Here is an 18,343-nt window from a genome sequence, read left to right as displayed (position 1 = left end):
GCCCATCCAGGAAAGAAGGGATGGGCGCCGTGGCGGATACCGTCATCACCTATATCAGGGGCAACCAGTACATCCGCCACGTGCCGCAGAAGCAGGGTGTCGCCTCCGCGGCGGCGCATGGGCTGGTCGGCAAGCTGCAGGTCGGCGGCTATGAGTTCGAGACCATGGAGCGCATGGACGGCTACGTGCACATGGCCGGCGACCAGGACTACACGCCCTCCACCATGTACTGGCACAAGAAATACGATTCCTACGTGATCAATCCCTGGCTGGGGAAAGACGCGGAGGCGACCAAGAAAAAGAACATCCTGTTCCACCCCGCCAGCCGCCCGCACCATCTGGAAGGCTGCGTGGGCGTCGGCCTGTTCGACCCGGACGGCAAGATGGCCGAATCCATTCCCTGCCTGACCCTGATCTGGAAGCTGTGCGGCGGGCCGGTGGGCGCGGAAAGCGGCAGCGTCAGCTTCCTGCTGCGGGTAGTGGGCAAGATGAAACCGAAGTCGGAATGCACGCCCTGGTCGCTGTAGCTTGCGGCGCCGCCAGCGGGCCGCTACGCCCTGAGGCATGAAGCCCAAGCCCTTGCCCTTCTGGCGCGACCGCCGCTTTCTGGTGTTGCTGCTGCTGGGGTTTTCGGCCGGGGTGCCGCTGCCGCTGTCGGGCTTCGTGCTGCGGCAGTGGTTTTCCGAAAGCGGGCTGTCGCTGGCCGCCATCGGCTTCACGGCCTGGATCGGCCTGTCCTACAGCTTCAAGTTCCTCTGGTCCCCGGCGCTGGACCAGATCGCGCCGCCGGGCATGGCGCGCTTCGGGCGCCGGCGCGGCTGGCTGCTGCTGATCCAGCCCGCGCTGATGCTGGCCATCATCGCCATGGGCCAGACCAACCCGGCCAGCGCCGCCCAGGTGACGGCCGCGATCGCCGTGCTCATCGCCTTCCTCTCCGCCAGCCAGGACATCGTGGTGGATGCCTGGCGCATCGAGATGCTGGAGGAGGAACAGCAGGGCTATGGCCTGGCCGCCTATGTCTGGGGGTATCGCGGGGCGCTGCTCGCCTCATCCTCCGGCGGGCTGGCGCTGGTGGGCGTGCTGGGGTGGGACGGGGTGTTCCTGTACTGCGCCGCCCTGATCGGCGCCGGGGTGCTGGGCACGCTGCTGGGGCGCGAGGTGCCGCGCCCGCCGCAGGCCCCGCTGCCCTGGGGCGCGCGGATCAAGCTGGGCGTGGTGCAGCCCTTCACCGAATTCCTGACGCGCCGGCACGCCATCGCCATCCTGCTCTTCGTCGGCCTGTTCAAGCTGGGTGAGGCGCTGGCGGGCGTCATGACCGCCCCCTTCTACCGGGAGTTGGGCTTCGCCCGCGAACAGGTGGCCGCCGTCTCCGGCTTCTTCGGCATGTTCGCCACCCTGGCGGGAGCGCTGGCCGGGGGCTGGGTGGTGGCGCGGCTGGGCACGGGCCGGGCGCTGGTGATCACCGGCCTGTTCCAGATGCTGTCCAACCTGCTCTACGTCGTGCTCGGCTGGGCCCCCAGCATGGGCATGCTGTTCGTGCAGGTGGGGATCGAGAACTTCACCGACGGCCTGGCGGATGCGGCCTTCCTCACCTACCTCTCCTCGCTGACGGCCCGTGCCTTCACGGCCACGCAATACGCGCTGCTGTCCTCGCTGGCCTCGGTGCCGCTGCGCACGCTGGGGGGCGCGGGCGGCGTGCTGGCGCAGGATCTGGGCTGGAGCTGGTTCTTCGTGCTGACCACCGTGGCGGCGCTGCCGGCGCTGGGGGTGATGCTGTTCCTGCTGCGGCGGCTGCCCGCGGCTACGCAATCATTACCACCGCGCTGACATTGTCGCGCGCGCCGGCGGCGTTCGCGGCCTCCACCAGCGCCGCTGCGTCCCCGCCATCGGCCAGCAGGGCGGCGATCTCCGCCTCCGACAGATCCTTGAACAGCCCGTCGCTGCACAGCAGGAAGCGGTCGCCCGGCTCCACCCGGCCGACCACCTTGTCCAGCTCCAGCTCCTCCCCGGCGCCGACGGCGCGGGTGATGATGTTGCCGCGCGGGTGGTGCTCGGCCTCCTCGGGCGTCAGGTCGCCGGCGTCCACCATCTCCTGCACCAGGGAGTGGTCGCGCGTGACGCGCAGCAGCGTGCCGCCGCGCAGCAGATACAACCGGCTGTCCCCGGCCCAGAGCGCCGCGTAATGCTCGCTGCGCACCAGCATCACCACCACGGTGCTGGCGATGGTGCCGCCCTGTTCCCGCGCCGCGGCCTTTTCCAGCAATTCGGCATGCACGGCGGCCAGGCGCAGGCGCAGCTGGGCCAGCATCTCGGCGGCCGACAGGCCGGGCGGGATGGCGTTCAGCGCCTCGGCGATCGCGGCACTCGCCACATCGCCCGAGCCATGCCCGCCCGCGCCATCGGCCACCGCCCACAGCCCGATCTCCGGCCGGCAGACCACCTGGTCCTCGTTGCGGCTGCGGACCCGGCCCTTGTCGGTGGCGGCGCTGCTGGTCAGGGGTTCGGGCATGGGGCCTGATCCTCGGCGGTGGCGAGCGCGGCATAGCCGGCGGTGAAGGGCATCGGCGCCACTCCCGGCCGCCACAGGCCGATCAGCTCCCCGGCGCCTTCCATGGGCGGGGGCAACAGGGAGAGCACGGCATCGGCCGGGCCATCGAGCGGCACCGCCTCCAGCGCCACGTACCAATCCTCCGCCGGGGCGAAGGAGCCCGGCGGCAGGGTGGCGGCGAGCGTGATGGGGAAGCGGCGGCCCACAATGTCCTCGCTGGGCATGACCACCCCGGCGACGGGTTCGGCGCCGCAGGCCCCGGCCGGCAGGTGGAACCGCCACGCGCCGGGCACCAGCGCGCCGTCCAGGGCCAGGATGCCCTCGCTCAGCCAGGCATCCCAGGCGGCAACGAAGTCGCGCGGCAGGTTCCGCCGCACGAAATCGCCATGCGCCGGCAGCTTGCCGAACAGGCCCGGCGCCCCGCTCATCCCGGGGCGGGCGGTTGCAGGGTGGGGCAGCGGAACTCGGACAATTCCCGCAGCGCGAAGGGGTTCACGCTGCTGGCGGCCTGCAGGATGAATTCCGCGCTGCGCTCGCCCTGGGTCACGGTCAGGCGGAAGCGGTCCGGCGCCGGGGTGGCCACCAGCCGCCCCAGGAACACCAGCTTCAGCGTGGACCACGCCCCGTCATAAGCAAGGTCCCCCCGGCTGGAGGCCGGGTCGAAGGTGAAGGTGACGGGGTGCAGGGCGGGGAACATCATCTCGATGGGCCGGCCGCCGCCACCGGGCATCAGGGCGTTGCGGGCGCCCATCGCCTCCAGCGTCGCGCCATTCGCCCCCACCCCCAGCCCCTGCGGGATCAGCTGGAAGCGGAAGCCGCTGGCGGTGCCGGAGGGGAAGAAAGCGTCGCGGATCGCCTGCGCCCGCTGGAACTGCACCAGATCCGCCGAGGAGATCGGCGGCGGCAGCCCATCCGTCGCCACGGGGCGCCAAGGGCGCTGGGTGGTGTCGGCATAGGGGCGGATGTGCTGGGCGAAGAAACTGTCCATCACCCCGCCCGGGGCGAACAGCCGGATGAAGTCATCCGCCGGCATATCCGTCGCGGTCTGGGTGCGGCGGAAGGGGAAGCGCGTCTCCAGCCCTCGGCACAGCGGGCCCATGGCCTGCCCGCCCGCCGCAGCGATCGCCGCCGCGGCACCGCCCGCGCGCACGCGGTTCACGGATTGCGCCATGGCCTGCAGCCAGGATTGCAGCGGCTGCGGCTGGCGCTGGGCCTCCGCCAGCAGGCGCTGGCCCGGGTCCAGGCCGGGGCTCGGCGGCAGCACGGTGCCCGGGGGGGCGTTGGCCAGCCGCGCCACCTGCACATACAGGTCGTTCAGGATGGCCAGGATGCCGTCGATCGGCTGGCCCGCCGCGTCGCGCAGCGGCTGGAAGCGGGCCTCCACCAGCTGGGCCACGGTGGCCGCCGGGTTGGCGGCGGAAACGCCCAGCGCGGCCTGCAAGCGGCCAGCGGCCCCCTGCGCCGCCGCGGCGGCCGCACCGGCGGCACCCTGGACGGCGGCGGGGGCCGAACCCTCCGGCGCCGTGCCCACGGAAAGCTGGCGGGCGATGCTGCGCAGCAGCTCCTTCATCGGCGAATTCGGCGCACCGAGCAGGTTCAGCCCCTCGGCCGCCGCGTTCATGTTCGGGAAGGGCGGCAGCACCAGATCCTGCAACATCGCCTCCCACACCCGGATGTATTCCTGGGCGTAGAGGGACAGGATGTCGCGTTCCAGCTGGCGCGGGTCGGCGGCCTGGGCCAGGGCGGCCTCGGGGCCCAGCACCCAGGCTTCGCTCGCGGCCTCCCGCACCGCCTGGGACAGGCGCGGCAGCACGCCGCCATACAGACCCTCGATGGTGTAGAGGCCGGGCACGCCCTCGGTCATCGCGCGGCCGGAGGGGCGGACGAAATACCGCTGCCCTGCCGGGCCCAGCGCCTGGGCGGGGGTCCAGCCCGGGGCCTCATTGGGCATGGCGCGCAGGCGCGCATAGCTGCGCTGGGCCTGCGGCAGGCGGGAGAAGATGCGCCGCGCGGAATCCACCAGCGCGCCATCCAGCGGATAGGCCACCAGCGGCCCATCCAGCAGCGCATCCAGATGCCGGGCCAGCGCGTCGCGCCCCGGCTGGTTCACGGCGCCCGGGAAGGCCGCCTGCCAGTCCAGCACGAACCATTCGCGCACCAGCGCCTTGTCCAGCGGGCCCTGGCGGCCGAGCATCAGATAGACGCGCACCGCCTCATACAGGAAATCCGGGCGTTGCAGCCCCTCGCGGATCTGCGCTTCCAGCCGCGCCAGCAGGCGGGGCAGCAGCACGCGGTCCAGCGCGCGGCGATAGGCGCTGTCGGCGCCGGCGGCCAGGATCTCCTCCTGGCTCATGCCCAGCGCGCCCTGGTCCTGGCCCACGGCGGGCGGCAGGGCGCGGGTGGTCTCCAGATAGGCCAGCACCGAGGCCAGATCGGGGCTCTGCACCCTATCCAGCGGGGCGCCGCGCGCGGCCTGCTCGGCCTGGGCGATGGCGGCGGCCAGCCGTTCGGCCCGCAGCTGCTCGGCGTGCATGGCGGTCCAGCCCCAGGCGCCGCCGCCCAGCAGCACCAGCAGCGCCAGCAGCCAGCAGCCCACCCGCAGCATCAGCCATTGGCGCTCACGGCCCCGGTCATTGGCGGCCAGCCGCGCCTCATTGAACACCACGTTGCGCAGCAGCCCGCCGAGGAAATAGGCCCGGCCCTTCTGCGCCATCGCGCGGGCGGGGCGGGCGGCATCCAGGCCGAAGCTGCGCGACAGCGCGCCCGCCAGCCGGTCCAGCGGCGTGCCCTCCTGCGTGCCGGAGGTGAAGTAGACACCGCGCAGCATCGGCGCGGGCTCCATGCGCGAACCCCCGAAGGCCAGCTGCGCGAAGCCCTGCAAGGCCTCCTGCACCGAGGCGAACTGGCTGGGGAAACCCGCCAGCGCCGCGCGCTGGGTCTGGCCGCGCTCGGCCTGCAACCGGTCCGGCAGGCGGGAGATCAGGCGCTCGATCAGCGCGGTGAACTCGCCCTCGAAGCCCGGCATCGGGCCCTCGGGCTTGTCGGTGATGGGGAAGGTGAAGCCCCAGACTTGGTCGCGCTGGGTCTTGTCCAGATCGTCGAAATACTCGGTGAAGCCGGGCAGCAGGTCGGCCTTGGTCACCAGGAAATACACCGGCAGCCGCTGGCCGAGCTTCGTCTCCAGCTCCTTGACGCGGCGGCGGATGGTGCGGGCGTGTTCCTGCCGCTGGGCGTCGTCCAGCTTCGAGAGCATGTCGATGCCGAAGGCCACCAGCACGCCGTTCAGCGGCTGGCGCGGCCGGTTGGTGCGCAGCAGGTCGAGGAAGCGCTCCCAGCCCGCGCGGTCGGCCTCCGCGTCGCTGTCCTGGGTGGTGTAGCGACCGGCAGTGTCGATCAGCACCGCGCGCTCGGTCAGCCACCAGTCGCAGAAACGGGTGCCGCCGACGCCGGAGATCTTGCCCTCCGCCAGCGGGAATTCCAGGCCGGAATTCAGCAGCGCCGTGGTCTTGCCCGAACCCGGCGGGCCGATGATGGCGTACCAGGGCAGCTCATACAGGTGGTTGCCCTTCTTGCTGGCCACGGCCTTCAGCTTGGTCAGCGCCTCGCTCAGGCGCTGGCGCAGCTGGGCGTCCTCCTCGGCGGTGGCTTCCTCGCGGCGGTTGGGGGGCGCGGCGGCGGCCTCCACCAGCGCCTCGTCGCGCTGCTCCCGCTTGCGGCCGATCAGCCAGAACACCAGCGCCCAGACGATGACCGGCACCGCGATGATGACCGCGCGCAGCCAGATGGCGTCGAAGGCCTCACCCAACAGGGGCAGGAACAGCCACAGCAGCACGCCGATCAGGATGACCGCGACCAGCGAGGCCAAGGCGGGGATGGAAACGAAAGCGCGCATCTCAGCGGCCCTCCCGCAGCAGCAGCACTTCGATGCGCCGGTTCTGCTCCCGGCCCTCCGCGGTGGCGTTGCTCGCCACCGGATCGCTGTCCGCCTTGCCCTGGGCGGAGAAGCGCGCGGGCGTGCCATTGGCCGCCACGATCATGGCCATGGCCGATTCCGCGCGCGCCTGGGACAGCGCGAAATTGGTCGGGAACCGCGCGGAACGGATCGGCTGGTTGTCCGAATGGCCCAGCACCTGCACCCGGCCGGGCTCGGTGCGCAGGGCCTCGCCGATGCGGCGCATCAGGTCGTTGAAGCGCGGGTCCAGCGTCGCCGACGCCGACGGGAACATGCCGCTGCCCTTGATGCGCACCAGGATGCGCTGGGCGTCGCCCTCGACCGTCACCAGGTTCTGCTGGATCTCGGGCGCCAGGAACTGCCGCAGCGTGGCCAGCGCATCCGGGCGCGGCGGCGTGTTGGGCGGGGGCGGCGGAAGGGGCGGCGGCGGCGCGGGCGGCACCGGCGGCGCGCTGCGGTCGATGGCGGGCAGCGCCCCGGGCGGCAGCGCCGCCATGCGCTCATACAGCCCCTCGGAGGAAGCACTGAGCGAGGACGCCACGTAATACCAGCCGCCGCCGAGCAGGAAGGCCGCCAGCACGAGGCCCACCCAGCCCGGCACCTGCCGCCCCGGGCCGCGATGCGGGGCGTCCACCCCGCGCCAATGCGGCGACAGTTCGCGCTCATACTCGCCGCGCAGCTGGCGCAGCAGCTCGAACAGCCCCTCCCGCACGCGGTCCAGCTCCGCCGGGCCGCGCTGCATCAGCCGGTACTTGCCCTGCAACCCCAAGGAGATGGCGAGGTACATCACCTCCAGCGCGCCCCGGAAGCGGCCGGGGTCCTTCATCATGTTCGACAGCAGGTCGAACACCCGCTCACCCGAGCGCACCTCGCCATGGATGGTGGAGACGAGGGAGCGCGCGCTCCAGTTGGATTGCGCGCCCCAATGGGTGCCCAGCACCACATCGTCCAGCGCCGAGCAGATCACGTAATGCGCGGCGCGGATGTCCTCCGCATTCGCGCCCACGCCGGCGGCGTCCGATTCGAACTGGCGCAGGGCGCGCATCACGCGCTCCCGCAGCTCATCGGCATTGGCGCTGGAGGTGGCGCCTGCCTGCGCCAGGCGGGAAAGGATTTCCAGCAGCGGCGCGGCCGCGGCGGCCAGCGGCACGATGCCCACCAGCGGCACCTGCCCGGCCTCTCCGCCCAGGCGCTGGGTGGGCGCGAAGGCGGGGGCCGCCGGCGCCACGGGGCGCGGCGTTGGGGGCGCCGCCGGCTGGCTCTGCCCGGGTTGGAAAGCGGGGCGGCCGACCCGGGTGCGGTCGGCGTCGCCATCCTCGTCGAAGGGATTGTCGCTCATGCGCGGATCGCCCAGAGGCTGAGACGGAGGTTCGGGAAATCACCCGAGACATGGATCGCGAAGGCGCCGCTGGTCTGCATGTGCTGCCAGTGCGGCGATCCGCGATCCAGCTCGAAATAGGTGGCGCCCGCGTGGAAGGGCAGCTGGCGGGGCGCCACCGGCAGGGGCCGCACCACGATGCCGGGCAGCGCCACCTGCACCAGTTCGCGGATATGCTCCACCGCGCCGATCTTCACCTGGTTGGGGAAGTGGCGGCGCAGTTGCTCGCCCGGCACATCGGCCATCACGGTCAGCACGAACTGGGCCGCGCGCAGCAGGTTGCGGTCGGTGATCGGGCCCACGCGCACGCCATAGGCGCGCTCCTGCAACGGGATCTCGACCGCCGTCGTCTCCAGCACCGCCGAGAGGCTGCGGCGCAGATCCGCGATCACCGGCGCGAAGCTGCGCTGCAGGTCATCGTGGCGATAGGCGGGATAGGACGCCGCGCGCTTGTCCGGCGCGGTGAAGGTGGCGAGCTCGCCAGCCAGCTGCACGAAATCCTTGAACAGGGTCTCGGGGTGCAGGTTGCCGGCATCGGCGTAATGCGCCAGCAGCGGCATCCAGCGGTTGATGGCCTGCAGCAGCAGGAAATCCGCGACCTCCCCCACCCCGCGCGAGCCGGGCTGGACGATGCGGGCCGCCAGGGCCTCCGCGCGCTGGCCGAGCAGGCCCACCATCTCCGCCAGCACATTCGACAGCGGGGTGGCGGCGGACACCCGCAGGGCGGGCGGGATGAACTGCTCATCCACCAGCACGCGGCGGTCGGCCTGCACCTCCGTCACCCGGGCCAGGCCCAGGCAGGCGAAGGCCGCGCGTTCCTGGCGTTCCAGCATGTAGCGCAGGCGCGGCCGCCCCACCGCGAGTTCCGCCGACAGCGAGGGGTCGGAATGCGTGTCATACGCCGTGTGGCCCGAGAGGGAGTAGCGCGCGGTCGTCGCGTCCTCCGTCTCATTCGCCGCCACTTCCATGCCGTCGGGCTTGCGTAGCGGCAGGCACAGATAGACCACCTGGTTGCGGGTGCCCTCCGGCAGGTCCAGCGGCTCCGGCAGGTCGGCGGTGCCGGGCACGGAGAAGGGCGTGCCGTCCTGCATCACCCCTGCGATGGAGGAGAGCGAGAACTTGCCCGCCGCCAGCAGGTCGCGGTCCAGCGCGATCTCGGTGACGCCCCAGGGGTGCGGGTGCAGGGGCGCGGCCCGGTCCTGCACCAGATGTTCCAGATACCGGTCCTGCTGCTGGAAATGCTGGGCGCGGAGGAACATCCCCTCCTGCCACACCACCTTGTCATGCCATGCCATGCAGCCACTCCCCCGTCACCGCCATCACTACCGCGGAATCCGGCGCGGCGGCGTCCCCTGAATTCATGAAGGGGGCGGTCACGACCCGCCCCCGCGCAGCGTTTCCTCATAGGCGCGGGCGAAGGCCCGGCCGAAAGCGCTGTCGAAATCATCGTCGAACTGGTCGGTGACCTGTTCGTGAAGCTTTCGGTATGCCTCCCACAGCTTCTTCTCCCGCACGCCGGGGATGATGCCGCCGCCGCCCACCTGTTCCTCCAGCGGGCCCGGGGCCAGGCGTTCGAGCATGGCGCGGGCCGCGGCCTGGGTGGCGGCGATGCTGGCCAGCTGATGCCGGGTGAGGTCGGAGAAAGTGTCCACGATCGCCTTCGCCCCCGGCCCCCGCGCGGAGAGCACGCCCTGCAACGCCGCCTGGTCGCTGGCGGCGAAGCGCACCGGGTTGTTGCCGGCGGCGCGCATCATCGTCTGCTCAATGCGGAATTCGCGGCGCACGTCGTCCCGCGCGATCAGCAGGGCGCGGGTGCCCGCGATGGCGGCCGCCAGCCCCGCGCCGAATTCGCGCAGCACCTGCGCCGGGTCGGTGCCCGGGGCGGCGGGGGGCAGGCCCGCGGCCTCCAGCACCAGGGCCAGGGCGGCGTCCAGCCCGCCCGCCGGCGGCGGGGCGGCGGGCACTGGGACCACCACTGGGGCCACCGCCACCGGCATGGGCGCGGGCGCGGGCTGGTCGAGTTCCGGCTCCGCGAAGACGGAGGGTTCGGGGGGCGCGAAGGGGCTGGGTTCCGGCGCGGCGGGTGGTGCTGGCGGCGGCGCGGGCAAGGGCGCGGCGGGCGGGGGCGCCACCGCGAAGGGGTCCGCGATCACAGCGGGCGGCGGGCCATCCGCGAAGGGGTCAGGGATGGGCGCCGCGGGCGGAAAGGGTTCTGGCGCGCGCGCGGCTACCTGGGCTGGCGGGGCAGAGAACGGCCGCGCGAAGGGATCGGGCTGCGGCGCGGGGGAAAGCCCGTCCAGCAGCTTGTCCCAATCCTCCGGGATCAGGTCCGGCGTGCGGGCCTGCGGCGCGCGCAGCGAGTCATGGATGCTGGGCACATGGTCCGCCATGCTGCCCCCGCCCGGCCCATCGAAGCCCAGGTCCAGGTCATCAGGTAGCAGCGGGCCGCGCCCGCTTTCGGGGAAGCCGCCGATGCCGTGGCTGGGCCCATGCGTCACCGGCGCCACGATGGGGCGCGACAGCGGCTCGGCCATCGGGTCGCCCCAATTGCTGCCGGGCTGCACGGTGGGGATGGAGGCATTGCTGTCCTCCGTCACCCGGCACTCGATCTCCCACGCGCCGATGCGCAGGCGGTCGCCATCGAACAGGGCCTTGGGCGCGCCCTGGCCGACCGGCTCCTGCGCGCCGTTCACGAAGGTGCCGTTGGAGGAAGTGTCCCGCAGCTGCCAGCCGCCCGAGGCGTATTCGATGACGCAGTGCTTCTTGGAGATCACGCGGTCCCGGTCGTCGAACTGCCAATCCGCCTGCGGCCCGCGCCCGAGCACGCATTCCCCCCCGCGCAGCTGCCGTTGTTCGGGCAGCGCGTGGTCAGGGCAGCGCACCACGGAAAGAACCAGCACCATGACCATAACCTCCAACCCTCGCCGCCCTTATCGAGTGGGCGGCGGCTCCACTTCCAGGCGGCCAGCGCCGCCGGCCGCGATATCCTGCGCCGAAGCCAGGAAGCGCGCGTAGCGCTCCGGCGCCTTTTCCGGGCTGTGGCGCAGGGCGGCCAGCAGCACGGCCCCCACCACCGCCACCCCGGTCAGATGCTCGCCGGGCGGCACCACGGGCGCACCCTCCGGCGCCATGCTGCCGCCGGACCAGAAGGCACCGACGGCGGCCCAGGCCTCCGGGCTGCGGAAGCCGCCCTTCTGGGCGGCGGCCATGGCGGCACGGCGGGGCGCGTCCTCCGGCCGGCGTACCCAGGCCTCGGCGGCCTGCACGGCCTCCGCGTCCGCGGGCAAATTGTCGGCGCTGGGCATGGCGCGGGCGCACATGCAGCCCCACCACACCGCCTCGCGCTTCGGCAGGGCGTGGGCGATCAGGCGCATCGCCTCCGGCCAGCATCCGGCCCGCACCAGGCACTCCACCCCCTGGGCGGCGTCGGGCACCCCCGCCAGCAGGGCCGCGCCCGTGGCATCCAGTTCCAGCCGGGGCAGCAGGGGGTCGAGCGCCACGGACAGCTTGTTGATCGGTGCGTTCATGTCAGTTGATCATCACCAGGCCGCCCTGGATGGTCATGATGGCGTCCGCCTTGTGGGTGGCCATCATCCCCTGGGTGTTGAGCATGAGTTGGGCCTTCACATCGATCTGCATCGCCTCGATCGTGATGCCCACGGGCGTCATGTGGATCTTGCTCTGCCCGCAGGTCAGCGTGATGGACTGCATCGCCTCGATCTCGATCTTCCCCAGCGAGGCCTTCTCCGCGATGTTGCCCATCTCCACGGTCATGGTGTGGTTGCCCTGCTTCACCGTCAGGCTGTCATTGCCCTGGGTGACGGTCGCCGTGCGGTCCAGCTTCACCGTCTCGGTGTGCTTGCCGTCCACCTTTTCCGTGCGGTCGTTCTTGACCAGCTCGTTCTTGTCCTTCTCCGCCTGAAGGATGAAGTCCTCGCTGCCCTTTTTGTCCTCGAACCGGACCTCGTTGTAGTTGCTGGCCCCGCCGCCCTTGCTGGATCGCGAGCGGAACCAGGTCTGGGTCTTGTTGGCGGGCAGGCCCTGCACCTGCTTGTGCTCGGCATTGTACATGCTGCCGATCACCACCGGGCGGTCCGGGTCGCCGTCCAGGAAGCCCACCATCACCTCATCGCCCACGCGCGGCAGCTGCCAGCTGCCGCCCCAGGCGCCGGCCACGCTCTGCATCACGCGCACCCAACAGCTGGAGGTGTCGTCGGTCTTGCCCGCGCGGTCCCACAGGAAATGGACCTTCACCCGGCCGTATTCGTCGCAGTGGATTTCCTCGCCCGAGGGGCCGGTGACGATGGCGCTGTGCAGGCCCGGCATCATCGGGCGCGGCCGGATCACGGGCGGGCGCCACACGCGCTCCGCCGCGATCATCCTGAGGCTGGAGGAATAGCCGGCGCTGCCCCCGCCCGCGAGCTGGGTTTCGTCGAAGGCCTGGTGCACCGCCTTGGTCACCAGCCAGGTGGCGGTGCCGGCGGCGTCGATGCCGCCCTTCACCTTCACCCGCCCGCCCGCGAAGATGGTGGGGTCGGTGCCCTCCGCACTCGCGACATCGGCCTGCGCCTCATAGCCCTCCATGCCCAGCTTGGAGAGATCGCCCTCCGGCTGCACCGCCTGGCCGCCGGGCCAGGAGAACATCTCGAACCCCGCCGCCCCCGGGCTGTTCAGCAGGGTGCTGGCCTGGGCGCGCAGCGGGGTGCCGGGCTTCAGCCCGTCGAAATCCTGGGTGGCGACGCGGCCCGGCTGCAGCGCCGATTCCGGCTGGAAGGCCGTGAGCGTGCCGGTCAGCCCATGGTCGGTGCGCACCACCTGCGCCTCGCCCGGGATCATCGGGTAGTCGGAATTGGCGCCGCACACCACCAGCGTGTGGTCGCCCGCCTTGTGCTCGAAGAAGAAGCCGCAGCCCGCTTCCTCCAGGATGCGGCGGGTGAAGGTCAGGTCGGTCTCGTTGAACTGCACGCAGTAATTGCGCGGCTGGGTGGGCACCGACCCGCCCCAGCGCACCGGCGCCACGTCATGCTCGCCGAAGATGGTGGTGCAGATCTGCTTGACCGATTTCTGCTGGAAGATCCGGCAGTCGGAGGTGCGGGTGAGCTGCCACAGCCGCGGCACCGCCACCAGCATATAGGCGGCATAGCCGCGCCCGATCGCCGCCTGCCGCGTAAAGCTGCGGACGATGCCGTGGAAGTGCCGCGCGGGCACATGTGCCGCGGTGATGGTGCAGGTGATCGGCTTGCCCACCAGCGCCGAGGGGCTGATGCCCATGTCCTGGGACAGCACCTCGGCCGTGATGGTGAAGGGCTGGCCGATCTCCTCCTCCACCGACAGGCGCCTGAGGACCAGGGCATCCTTGCCGAGTGGCGTGGCGATCTCCAGCAACCGCTCCGACTGCGTGACGTTCACGGTGCCAGACAAGGCTGTTTTCCTCCGCGGCTGCTCTCCGCTTCGTGTAGTGGAAACAGGAAGGCCCTTGAAAAGCAAACCCTACTCGGGTCTGGCCATCCCTCATCCCGGTGATGCGGCGCGATCATCTTCACGTGTTGCGCCCTAGATGATGCCGAAACGGCGCCAGACGGGCCGGCGATCCTGGATCATCCGGGCGATCACACCGGCGGCCTCGGCCAGATCCTCCTCGTTCAGCGGACCCAGCAGGCGGGCGGCCATGGCCCCGGTATCGGGCGTATCGCCGCCGGAACTTTCCGGCTGCACGGAGACAGCCAGCTCCAGCCAGGTGCAGGCCATGCCGGCGCCTGCCACCGGCGAGGCCATGGCCAGCTGCGAGCCGGTGCGGCCATCCAGCACATAATCCCGCGCCACCAGCCGGTTCAGGGCGGCGGTCTGCGGGGTGGGGCCGGAATCGCGCAGCACCGGCAGGGTGTGGCCCGCGCCCGTCAGGCTCATCAGCAATTCGCCGGGGTTGGGCGGGCGGCCGGGGGCCAGGGCGCGCAGATCACCCAACCGGCATGGCCCCTGGCGCAGGGCCTCGGCCATCGGCGCCCACATGGCGGCGCCCATCTCGGCCTCGCCCACCGGCACCTTCACCTTGGGCGGCTCGGCCGCCGGTTCCAGGCTGGCGGCCAGCACCAGGTCATCGACGGCCTGGTCGGGATCGGTGCGGACCAGGCCGCGCGCGAAGACATCGCGGCGGAAGGGGCGCTGGATGCAGATATCCTTCACCAGTTCCCGCATCGGGCCCGGGGGCGTCGCCTCGTACAGCGCGCGCTGCTCCGGGCTGAACAGCGTGTCGGGGATGTTCTCATGCAGGGTCACGCTGCCGACATATTGCAGCTTCGCCTGGCCCATCGCCTGGGCCAGATCCTCGAAGAAGACCGGGCGCCAATGCTCGGTCATCAGCTCGTGCACCAGATAGGCGGGGTTCAGCCGGTCGTCCTTGTCCACCATGGCCTGCAGCAGCGGCGTCAGGGGCAGGTGCGCGGGCTTGGTCTCCAGCAACTGCCGCACGATCTCGGTGGCACCCTCGGTTCGGGCGCGCACGCTGCCGCTGGGCTGCACGGCGGAGGCATGGCGGAACAGCCGCTGCAAGGCCGCGTTCGGGCCGAAGCCCGGCAGCGCGTTGTAGCCGACATAGACCAGCCCGCCCGGCTTCAGCCGGCGCGCCAGCAGGCGGATGATGCCCTCCCGCACCGGGTCGCCCACCCAGGTCCAGACCCCATGCAGGGTGGCCACGTCCAGCGGCGGCAGGCGGTCGATCTCGGCATCCGTCATGCTGGCCAGATCGGCCTCGACGAAGACCGCGTTCTCGATCCGCGCGCGCTCGGCCAGCGAGGCGGCCTCGGCGATATGGGCGGGGTTGTAGTCCAGGCCCAACACCGTCCAGCCCGGGTTGGCGGCGGCCAGCGTGTTCACCGTATAGCCGCGGCCGCAACCGATATCGGCCACCACCAGGTCGGGCCGCACCTGCCAGGCCACGCCCATCAGGGCGCAGACCATGTTCAGCTGGGTGGGCACCAGCCCGGATTGATAGGAGAAGGTATAGGGGCTGTCGGCGACATAGCCCTGGCTCCAGGCCGTCATCACATGATCCTCAGAATGGCGGCGGGCGCAGCATGGCGTCGCGCACCGGCCGGGTGCGGGGCGCCGTCTGCCCCATCCATGACGTCAGGCCGAGCCGCATTCCCGCGCCCCCTCCTGGGCCCCCGCGCAGCACCGGCTCGGGCAGCGCGTCGGGGGACAGGATGGGGTTCAGCGCGAAATCCTGCTCCGGCCCCACGAACAGGCGGACCATGGAGCACAGCCGCGCATAGAGCGGCTGGCCCGGCAGCAGGCGGTCGAACAGCGCGCGGCCCATGGGGCCCACGCGGATGATGAAGCGCGATTGCGGCTCCCACACGCGCGCGCCGATCGCCATGTCCACCCCCAGCCGGGAATGCGCGGCGCCCAGGCGCGATTGCTCCGATTCCGGCAGGCGCAGCCAGCCGCCGGCGAATTCCACGATCTCGACCGGGCGGCCGATCTCCTCCTCCAGCATCGCGCGCAGGCGTTCCGCGCTGCGGGTGCGGGCGGAGAGGTTGCCCGCGTGATAGCGCAGCACCGAGGGTGCCGCCGCCACCCGCCCCGACAGGCCCGGCGTGCCCATGCCGATGGCCGCGTCCAGCGCGCGCTCGGCCGGGATGGGGTCCCGCGCGGGGCGGTATTTCGCCCCCGCCCGCACCCACATGCCGGTGAAGCGGCGGGACAGCATTTCCAGGAACTTCGGCAGCGCATCCTGCCGGCGGCGCAGCTGGGCGCCGGCCGTGGCGGTGTAATGGCGCGGCAGCACCCCGCCCGGCCCCACCAGCCCGAACAGCGGCGCGCCGATGGTGCGCGTGGCCTCGTCGAAGCCCGAAACCTCGGCCAGCGGCAGGGCCAGATTGGCCGGCGCCGTATAGGGCAGCGCCACCACATCCCGACCCGCCGAGAACCCCGCGACGAAGGCCGCCTGGTCCAGGTCGAAACGCTGCGGCGCCGTGCGCAGCAGGTCTCGGGGGCTCGGGGCACGCGGCGGCGGCGGGGCGGGTTCGGCCGCGAGCACCGCGTCCAGCACGGCGGGCTCGGGGGCCGCGGGCTGTTCCCGGCGCGGCACCATCATCGTCATGTCGGGGTCGGGTTCATCGCTCACAGCAGCACCCGCGTGCCGCTGCGCGCGGGCCAGCGCGCCTGCACCGTGCCGCGCCCGCGCAGCACGGCGGTGCTGCGCACATAGCCGTTGATCGAGACCTGCAGCGCCAGGAAGCGTTCCAGCACGCAGCCCATCAGATACAGCCCATGGGCGGGCCAGGCCTGGGCATCGAAGGTGAATGTCACCTCCAGCCCGCGCACGAAGCTGCCGGGGCGTTGGCCCGGCAGGCGGGCGACACCCGGCGCGGCCTCGGCGGCCACCAGCCCGGCCATGGCGGCGCGGCTTTCGGGCGTGTCCCGCAGGTCATGCAGGCGCATCATCTCCCGCAATGCCAGCGCGCCGTCCTGCCCGCCGGTCACGCCCAGATGGTTCAGCGCCATGTGGGACACCAGGCGCCACGCCCCGCGCTCATGCAGCGGCGGCCGCAGGGTGGGGGTGGGCGCCGAGAGGCAATGCGCCGCCTGCGCCGGGCAACTGGCATCGGCCACGGAAAGCCGCGGCTGCCCGCCGCCGAAGGGCAGCAGCGCCGGCAAATCCCGGTTGGTGCAGAGCGCCGTGACGGTCAGCACCCCATCGGCCGGGGCCTGGGGGTCGAAGCGCTCGTCGCGCAGCATCAGCCGGATCTCGGTGCCGGTCAGCGGCAGCGGCGCGGGGCCGCGCAGCGCCACCCATTGCATGGGGGCGGCGTCGCCCTCGGCCTCGCCCTCCCGCATCAGGCGCTGGAAGGGCAGCACATGCCGGCGCGCGCCATCCGGCCGGCTTTCGCGCACGTTCAGGATGGAGTGCAGCTCCAGCCCCTGCGGCCGGCGGGCGTCGGGGATCACCAGCCATTCGGTCTGGGTGCCGTCCAGCGCGATGGGCTCGCAGCGCTGGGTGAACAGGTTCACCACCGGCGTGCAATGCAGGGCGATGTTGTCGCGCTCCAGCATGCGCTCCAGCTCGGGCGCCGCGCGGTTCAGATAGATGAACAGGTCGATGCTGTTGGAGGCATGGCGCAGCGTGCGCGCGTCCAGCCCCGACAGCTCGACATAGAGGAACTTCTCCGGGTGGGCGAAATACTCGGTCAGCAGCCGGTGGCCGTCGAAGGCGCGGTTGGGCCAAGGCAGCGCCGCTTCCTCACGCTCGAACCCCACCGGGCGCAGGCGTTCGGGCGGCAGGAAGGTGGCGTCCGGGTCATTCGGGCCATCGGCCAGCGCCATACCGATGCAGGCGGTGCACAGCAGCTCATGCAACGCATGGCCCATCATGCCGCTGCCGCGCAGGTGCAGGCGCAGCACATCGAGGCCCACCTGGGCGAACAACAGGTCCGGCACCTGGGTATTCAGCGTGATGCGCAGGCAGGATTGCGCGCCCTGGATGCGCGGGCTGGCCGGCGCCGCCAGCGGCTGCCCCATCATCCGCACCGCGCCGATGGTGATGGGCCACAGCGTCACGTCATGGCAGGTGACATAGCGCAGGCTCTCACCGCGCACCGGCTCGGTTTCCACCGGCGTGCCGCGCCTGGCCACGGCGGGGCCGCGCGCCTCGCGCTTGGGTTCCAGCTGCACGGTCGCCATGCTGGGCACCGGCGCCAGCAGATGCGGCGAGAGCAGTTCCAACAGCGCGTCGGTGATCTCGGGGAGCTCATCCTCCAGCCGCTGCTGCACGCGACCGGCGAGGAAGGCCACGCCCTCCAGCAGGCGCTCCACATGCGGGTCATCGACCGTGCCGTCGGCGGTGATGCGCAGCCGCCCCGCCGCCTTGCCCGAGGCCGCGGCGAATTCCCCCGCCAGGCGCCGCAGCGCCGCGAGTTCCCGGTTGTAGAAGGGCAGCAGGCTTTCGCTCATCCGTGATCCGCCACCCGCACTTCGTGGGACACCGCCTCGATCACCGTCTCGAAGCTGACGGGCTCGGGCACCGGGTCGCTGCGCAGCACGGCATCCACCCGCAGCTTCAGCCGGCGTTCCAGCTCCCCGCCGGAATCGTCGATGCGCACCTTCACGGCGCGCAGGCGCGGTTCGTAGCGGCGGATGGTTTCCTCCACATCGGCCGCCAGCGCCTCCCGCCGCTCCTGCAGGGCATAGCTGCCGGCGGTGGCATCCGGGATGCCGTAGTTCAGCGGCGAGGTGGCGAGTTCCGGCGCCGTCTCCGGCAGGGGCCAGCGGCGGCGGCGGGCGTTCAGCAGGGCCTCCAGGTCACGCCGCACGGCGCGCCGCAGCGCCTCCACCGCTTCCTGCGGAGAGCGCGGCATGGCGCCATCGTCATCGGCATCCGCGATCAGCCGGTCCAGCAGGGGAAGCCGGACCCAGAGCGGGGCCGATTTGGGCGGCGCGGGGCGGTTGGAGGGACGGTCGCTCATGG

At 71.9% G+C, this 18,343-nt stretch carries 14 protein-coding genes; 2 read left to right on the top strand and 12 right to left on the bottom strand.

The genetic code is table 11. The annotated features are described in order from the left end of the window. Positions 1 to 20 precede the first annotated feature (20 nt). Together GT007_RS04710 and GT007_RS04705 are read left to right on the top strand one after the other, a co-directional pair. Entirely contained in the window at positions 21 to 527 is a 507-nt protein-coding gene (locus tag GT007_RS04710) for a hypothetical protein (RefSeq protein WP_160120394.1), read from the top strand. 37 nt (positions 528 to 564) lie between these two features. Next, positions 565 to 1,827 carry an AmpG family muropeptide MFS transporter gene (locus GT007_RS04705; RefSeq protein ID WP_160120393.1) on the top strand — a complete coding sequence of 421 codons (1,263 nt, stop codon included), beginning with the start codon at positions 565 to 567 and terminating at the stop codon, positions 1,825 to 1,827. On the opposite strand, the gene GT007_RS04700 is transcribed toward GT007_RS04705, so the two are convergent. The 12 genes from GT007_RS04700 to tssE form a co-directional block, all read right to left on the bottom strand. Further along, a complete protein-coding gene (locus GT007_RS04700) occupies positions 1,802 to 2,509 on the bottom strand; it encodes a PP2C family protein-serine/threonine phosphatase (protein WP_160120392.1) in 708 nt (235 codons plus the stop codon). The two genes, GT007_RS04705 and GT007_RS04700, sit on opposite strands and share 26 nt — an antisense overlap. After that, positions 2,494 to 2,976 carry a type VI secretion system-associated protein TagF gene (gene tagF, locus GT007_RS04695; RefSeq protein WP_160120391.1) on the bottom strand — a complete coding sequence of 161 codons (483 nt, stop codon included), beginning with the start codon at positions 2,974 to 2,976 and terminating at the stop codon, positions 2,494 to 2,496. The genes GT007_RS04700 and tagF overlap by 16 nt, the downstream gene beginning before the upstream one ends. Next, the gene (gene tssM, locus GT007_RS04690) at positions 2,973 to 6,440 is read right to left on the bottom strand and encodes a type VI secretion system membrane subunit TssM (protein ID WP_160120390.1); all 3,468 of its coding nucleotides are present in this window, start codon (positions 6,438 to 6,440) and stop codon (positions 2,973 to 2,975) included. The genes tagF and tssM overlap by 4 nt, the downstream gene beginning before the upstream one ends. A 1-nt stretch (position 6,441) precedes the next feature. Further along, positions 6,442 to 7,839, bottom strand: a complete 1,398-nt coding sequence (tssL, locus tag GT007_RS04685; RefSeq protein WP_160120389.1) for a type VI secretion system protein TssL, long form — start codon at positions 7,837 to 7,839, stop codon at positions 6,442 to 6,444. Further along, on the bottom strand, positions 7,836 to 9,173 hold the full coding sequence (tssK, locus tag GT007_RS04680; RefSeq protein ID WP_160120388.1) for a type VI secretion system baseplate subunit TssK: 1,338 nt from the start codon (positions 9,171 to 9,173) through the stop codon (positions 7,836 to 7,838). The genes tssL and tssK overlap by 4 nt, the downstream gene beginning before the upstream one ends. A 78-nt stretch (positions 9,174 to 9,251) precedes the next feature. Further along, entirely contained in the window at positions 9,252 to 10,781 is a 1,530-nt protein-coding gene (tagH, locus tag GT007_RS04675) for a type VI secretion system-associated FHA domain protein TagH (protein ID WP_160120387.1), read from the bottom strand. 27 nt (positions 10,782 to 10,808) lie between these two features. Next, entirely contained in the window at positions 10,809 to 11,405 is a 597-nt protein-coding gene (locus GT007_RS04670) for a DUF6931 family protein (RefSeq protein WP_160120386.1), read from the bottom strand. A 1-nt stretch (position 11,406) separates the two neighbouring features. Next, positions 11,407 to 13,299, bottom strand: a complete 1,893-nt coding sequence (locus GT007_RS04665; protein WP_160120385.1) for a type VI secretion system Vgr family protein — start codon at positions 13,297 to 13,299, stop codon at positions 11,407 to 11,409. A gap of 132 nt (positions 13,300 to 13,431) precedes the next feature. Next, positions 13,432 to 14,919 carry a class I SAM-dependent methyltransferase gene (locus GT007_RS04660; protein WP_160120384.1) on the bottom strand — a complete coding sequence of 496 codons (1,488 nt, stop codon included), beginning with the start codon at positions 14,917 to 14,919 and terminating at the stop codon, positions 13,432 to 13,434. A gap of 10 nt (positions 14,920 to 14,929) precedes the next feature. After that, entirely contained in the window at positions 14,930 to 16,003 is a 1,074-nt protein-coding gene (tssG, locus tag GT007_RS04655; protein WP_160120383.1) for a type VI secretion system baseplate subunit TssG, read from the bottom strand. Further along, a complete protein-coding gene (tssF, locus tag GT007_RS04650; RefSeq protein WP_160120382.1) occupies positions 16,000 to 17,829 on the bottom strand; it encodes a type VI secretion system baseplate subunit TssF in 1,830 nt (609 codons plus the stop codon). The genes tssG and tssF overlap by 4 nt, the downstream gene beginning before the upstream one ends. Further along, positions 17,826 to 18,341, bottom strand: a complete 516-nt coding sequence (gene tssE, locus GT007_RS04645) for a type VI secretion system baseplate subunit TssE (protein ID WP_160120381.1) — start codon at positions 18,339 to 18,341, stop codon at positions 17,826 to 17,828. The genes tssF and tssE overlap by 4 nt, the downstream gene beginning before the upstream one ends. Between the last annotated feature and the right edge of the window lie 2 nt (positions 18,342 to 18,343).

Source organism: Rhodovarius lipocyclicus (genome assembly GCF_009900765.1).
Taxonomy (GTDB): domain Bacteria; phylum Pseudomonadota; class Alphaproteobacteria; order Acetobacterales; family Acetobacteraceae; genus Rhodovarius; species Rhodovarius lipocyclicus.
The sequence above is the reverse complement of the archived record's forward strand: the minus strand, read 5'-3'. Positions and strand labels throughout refer to the sequence as shown.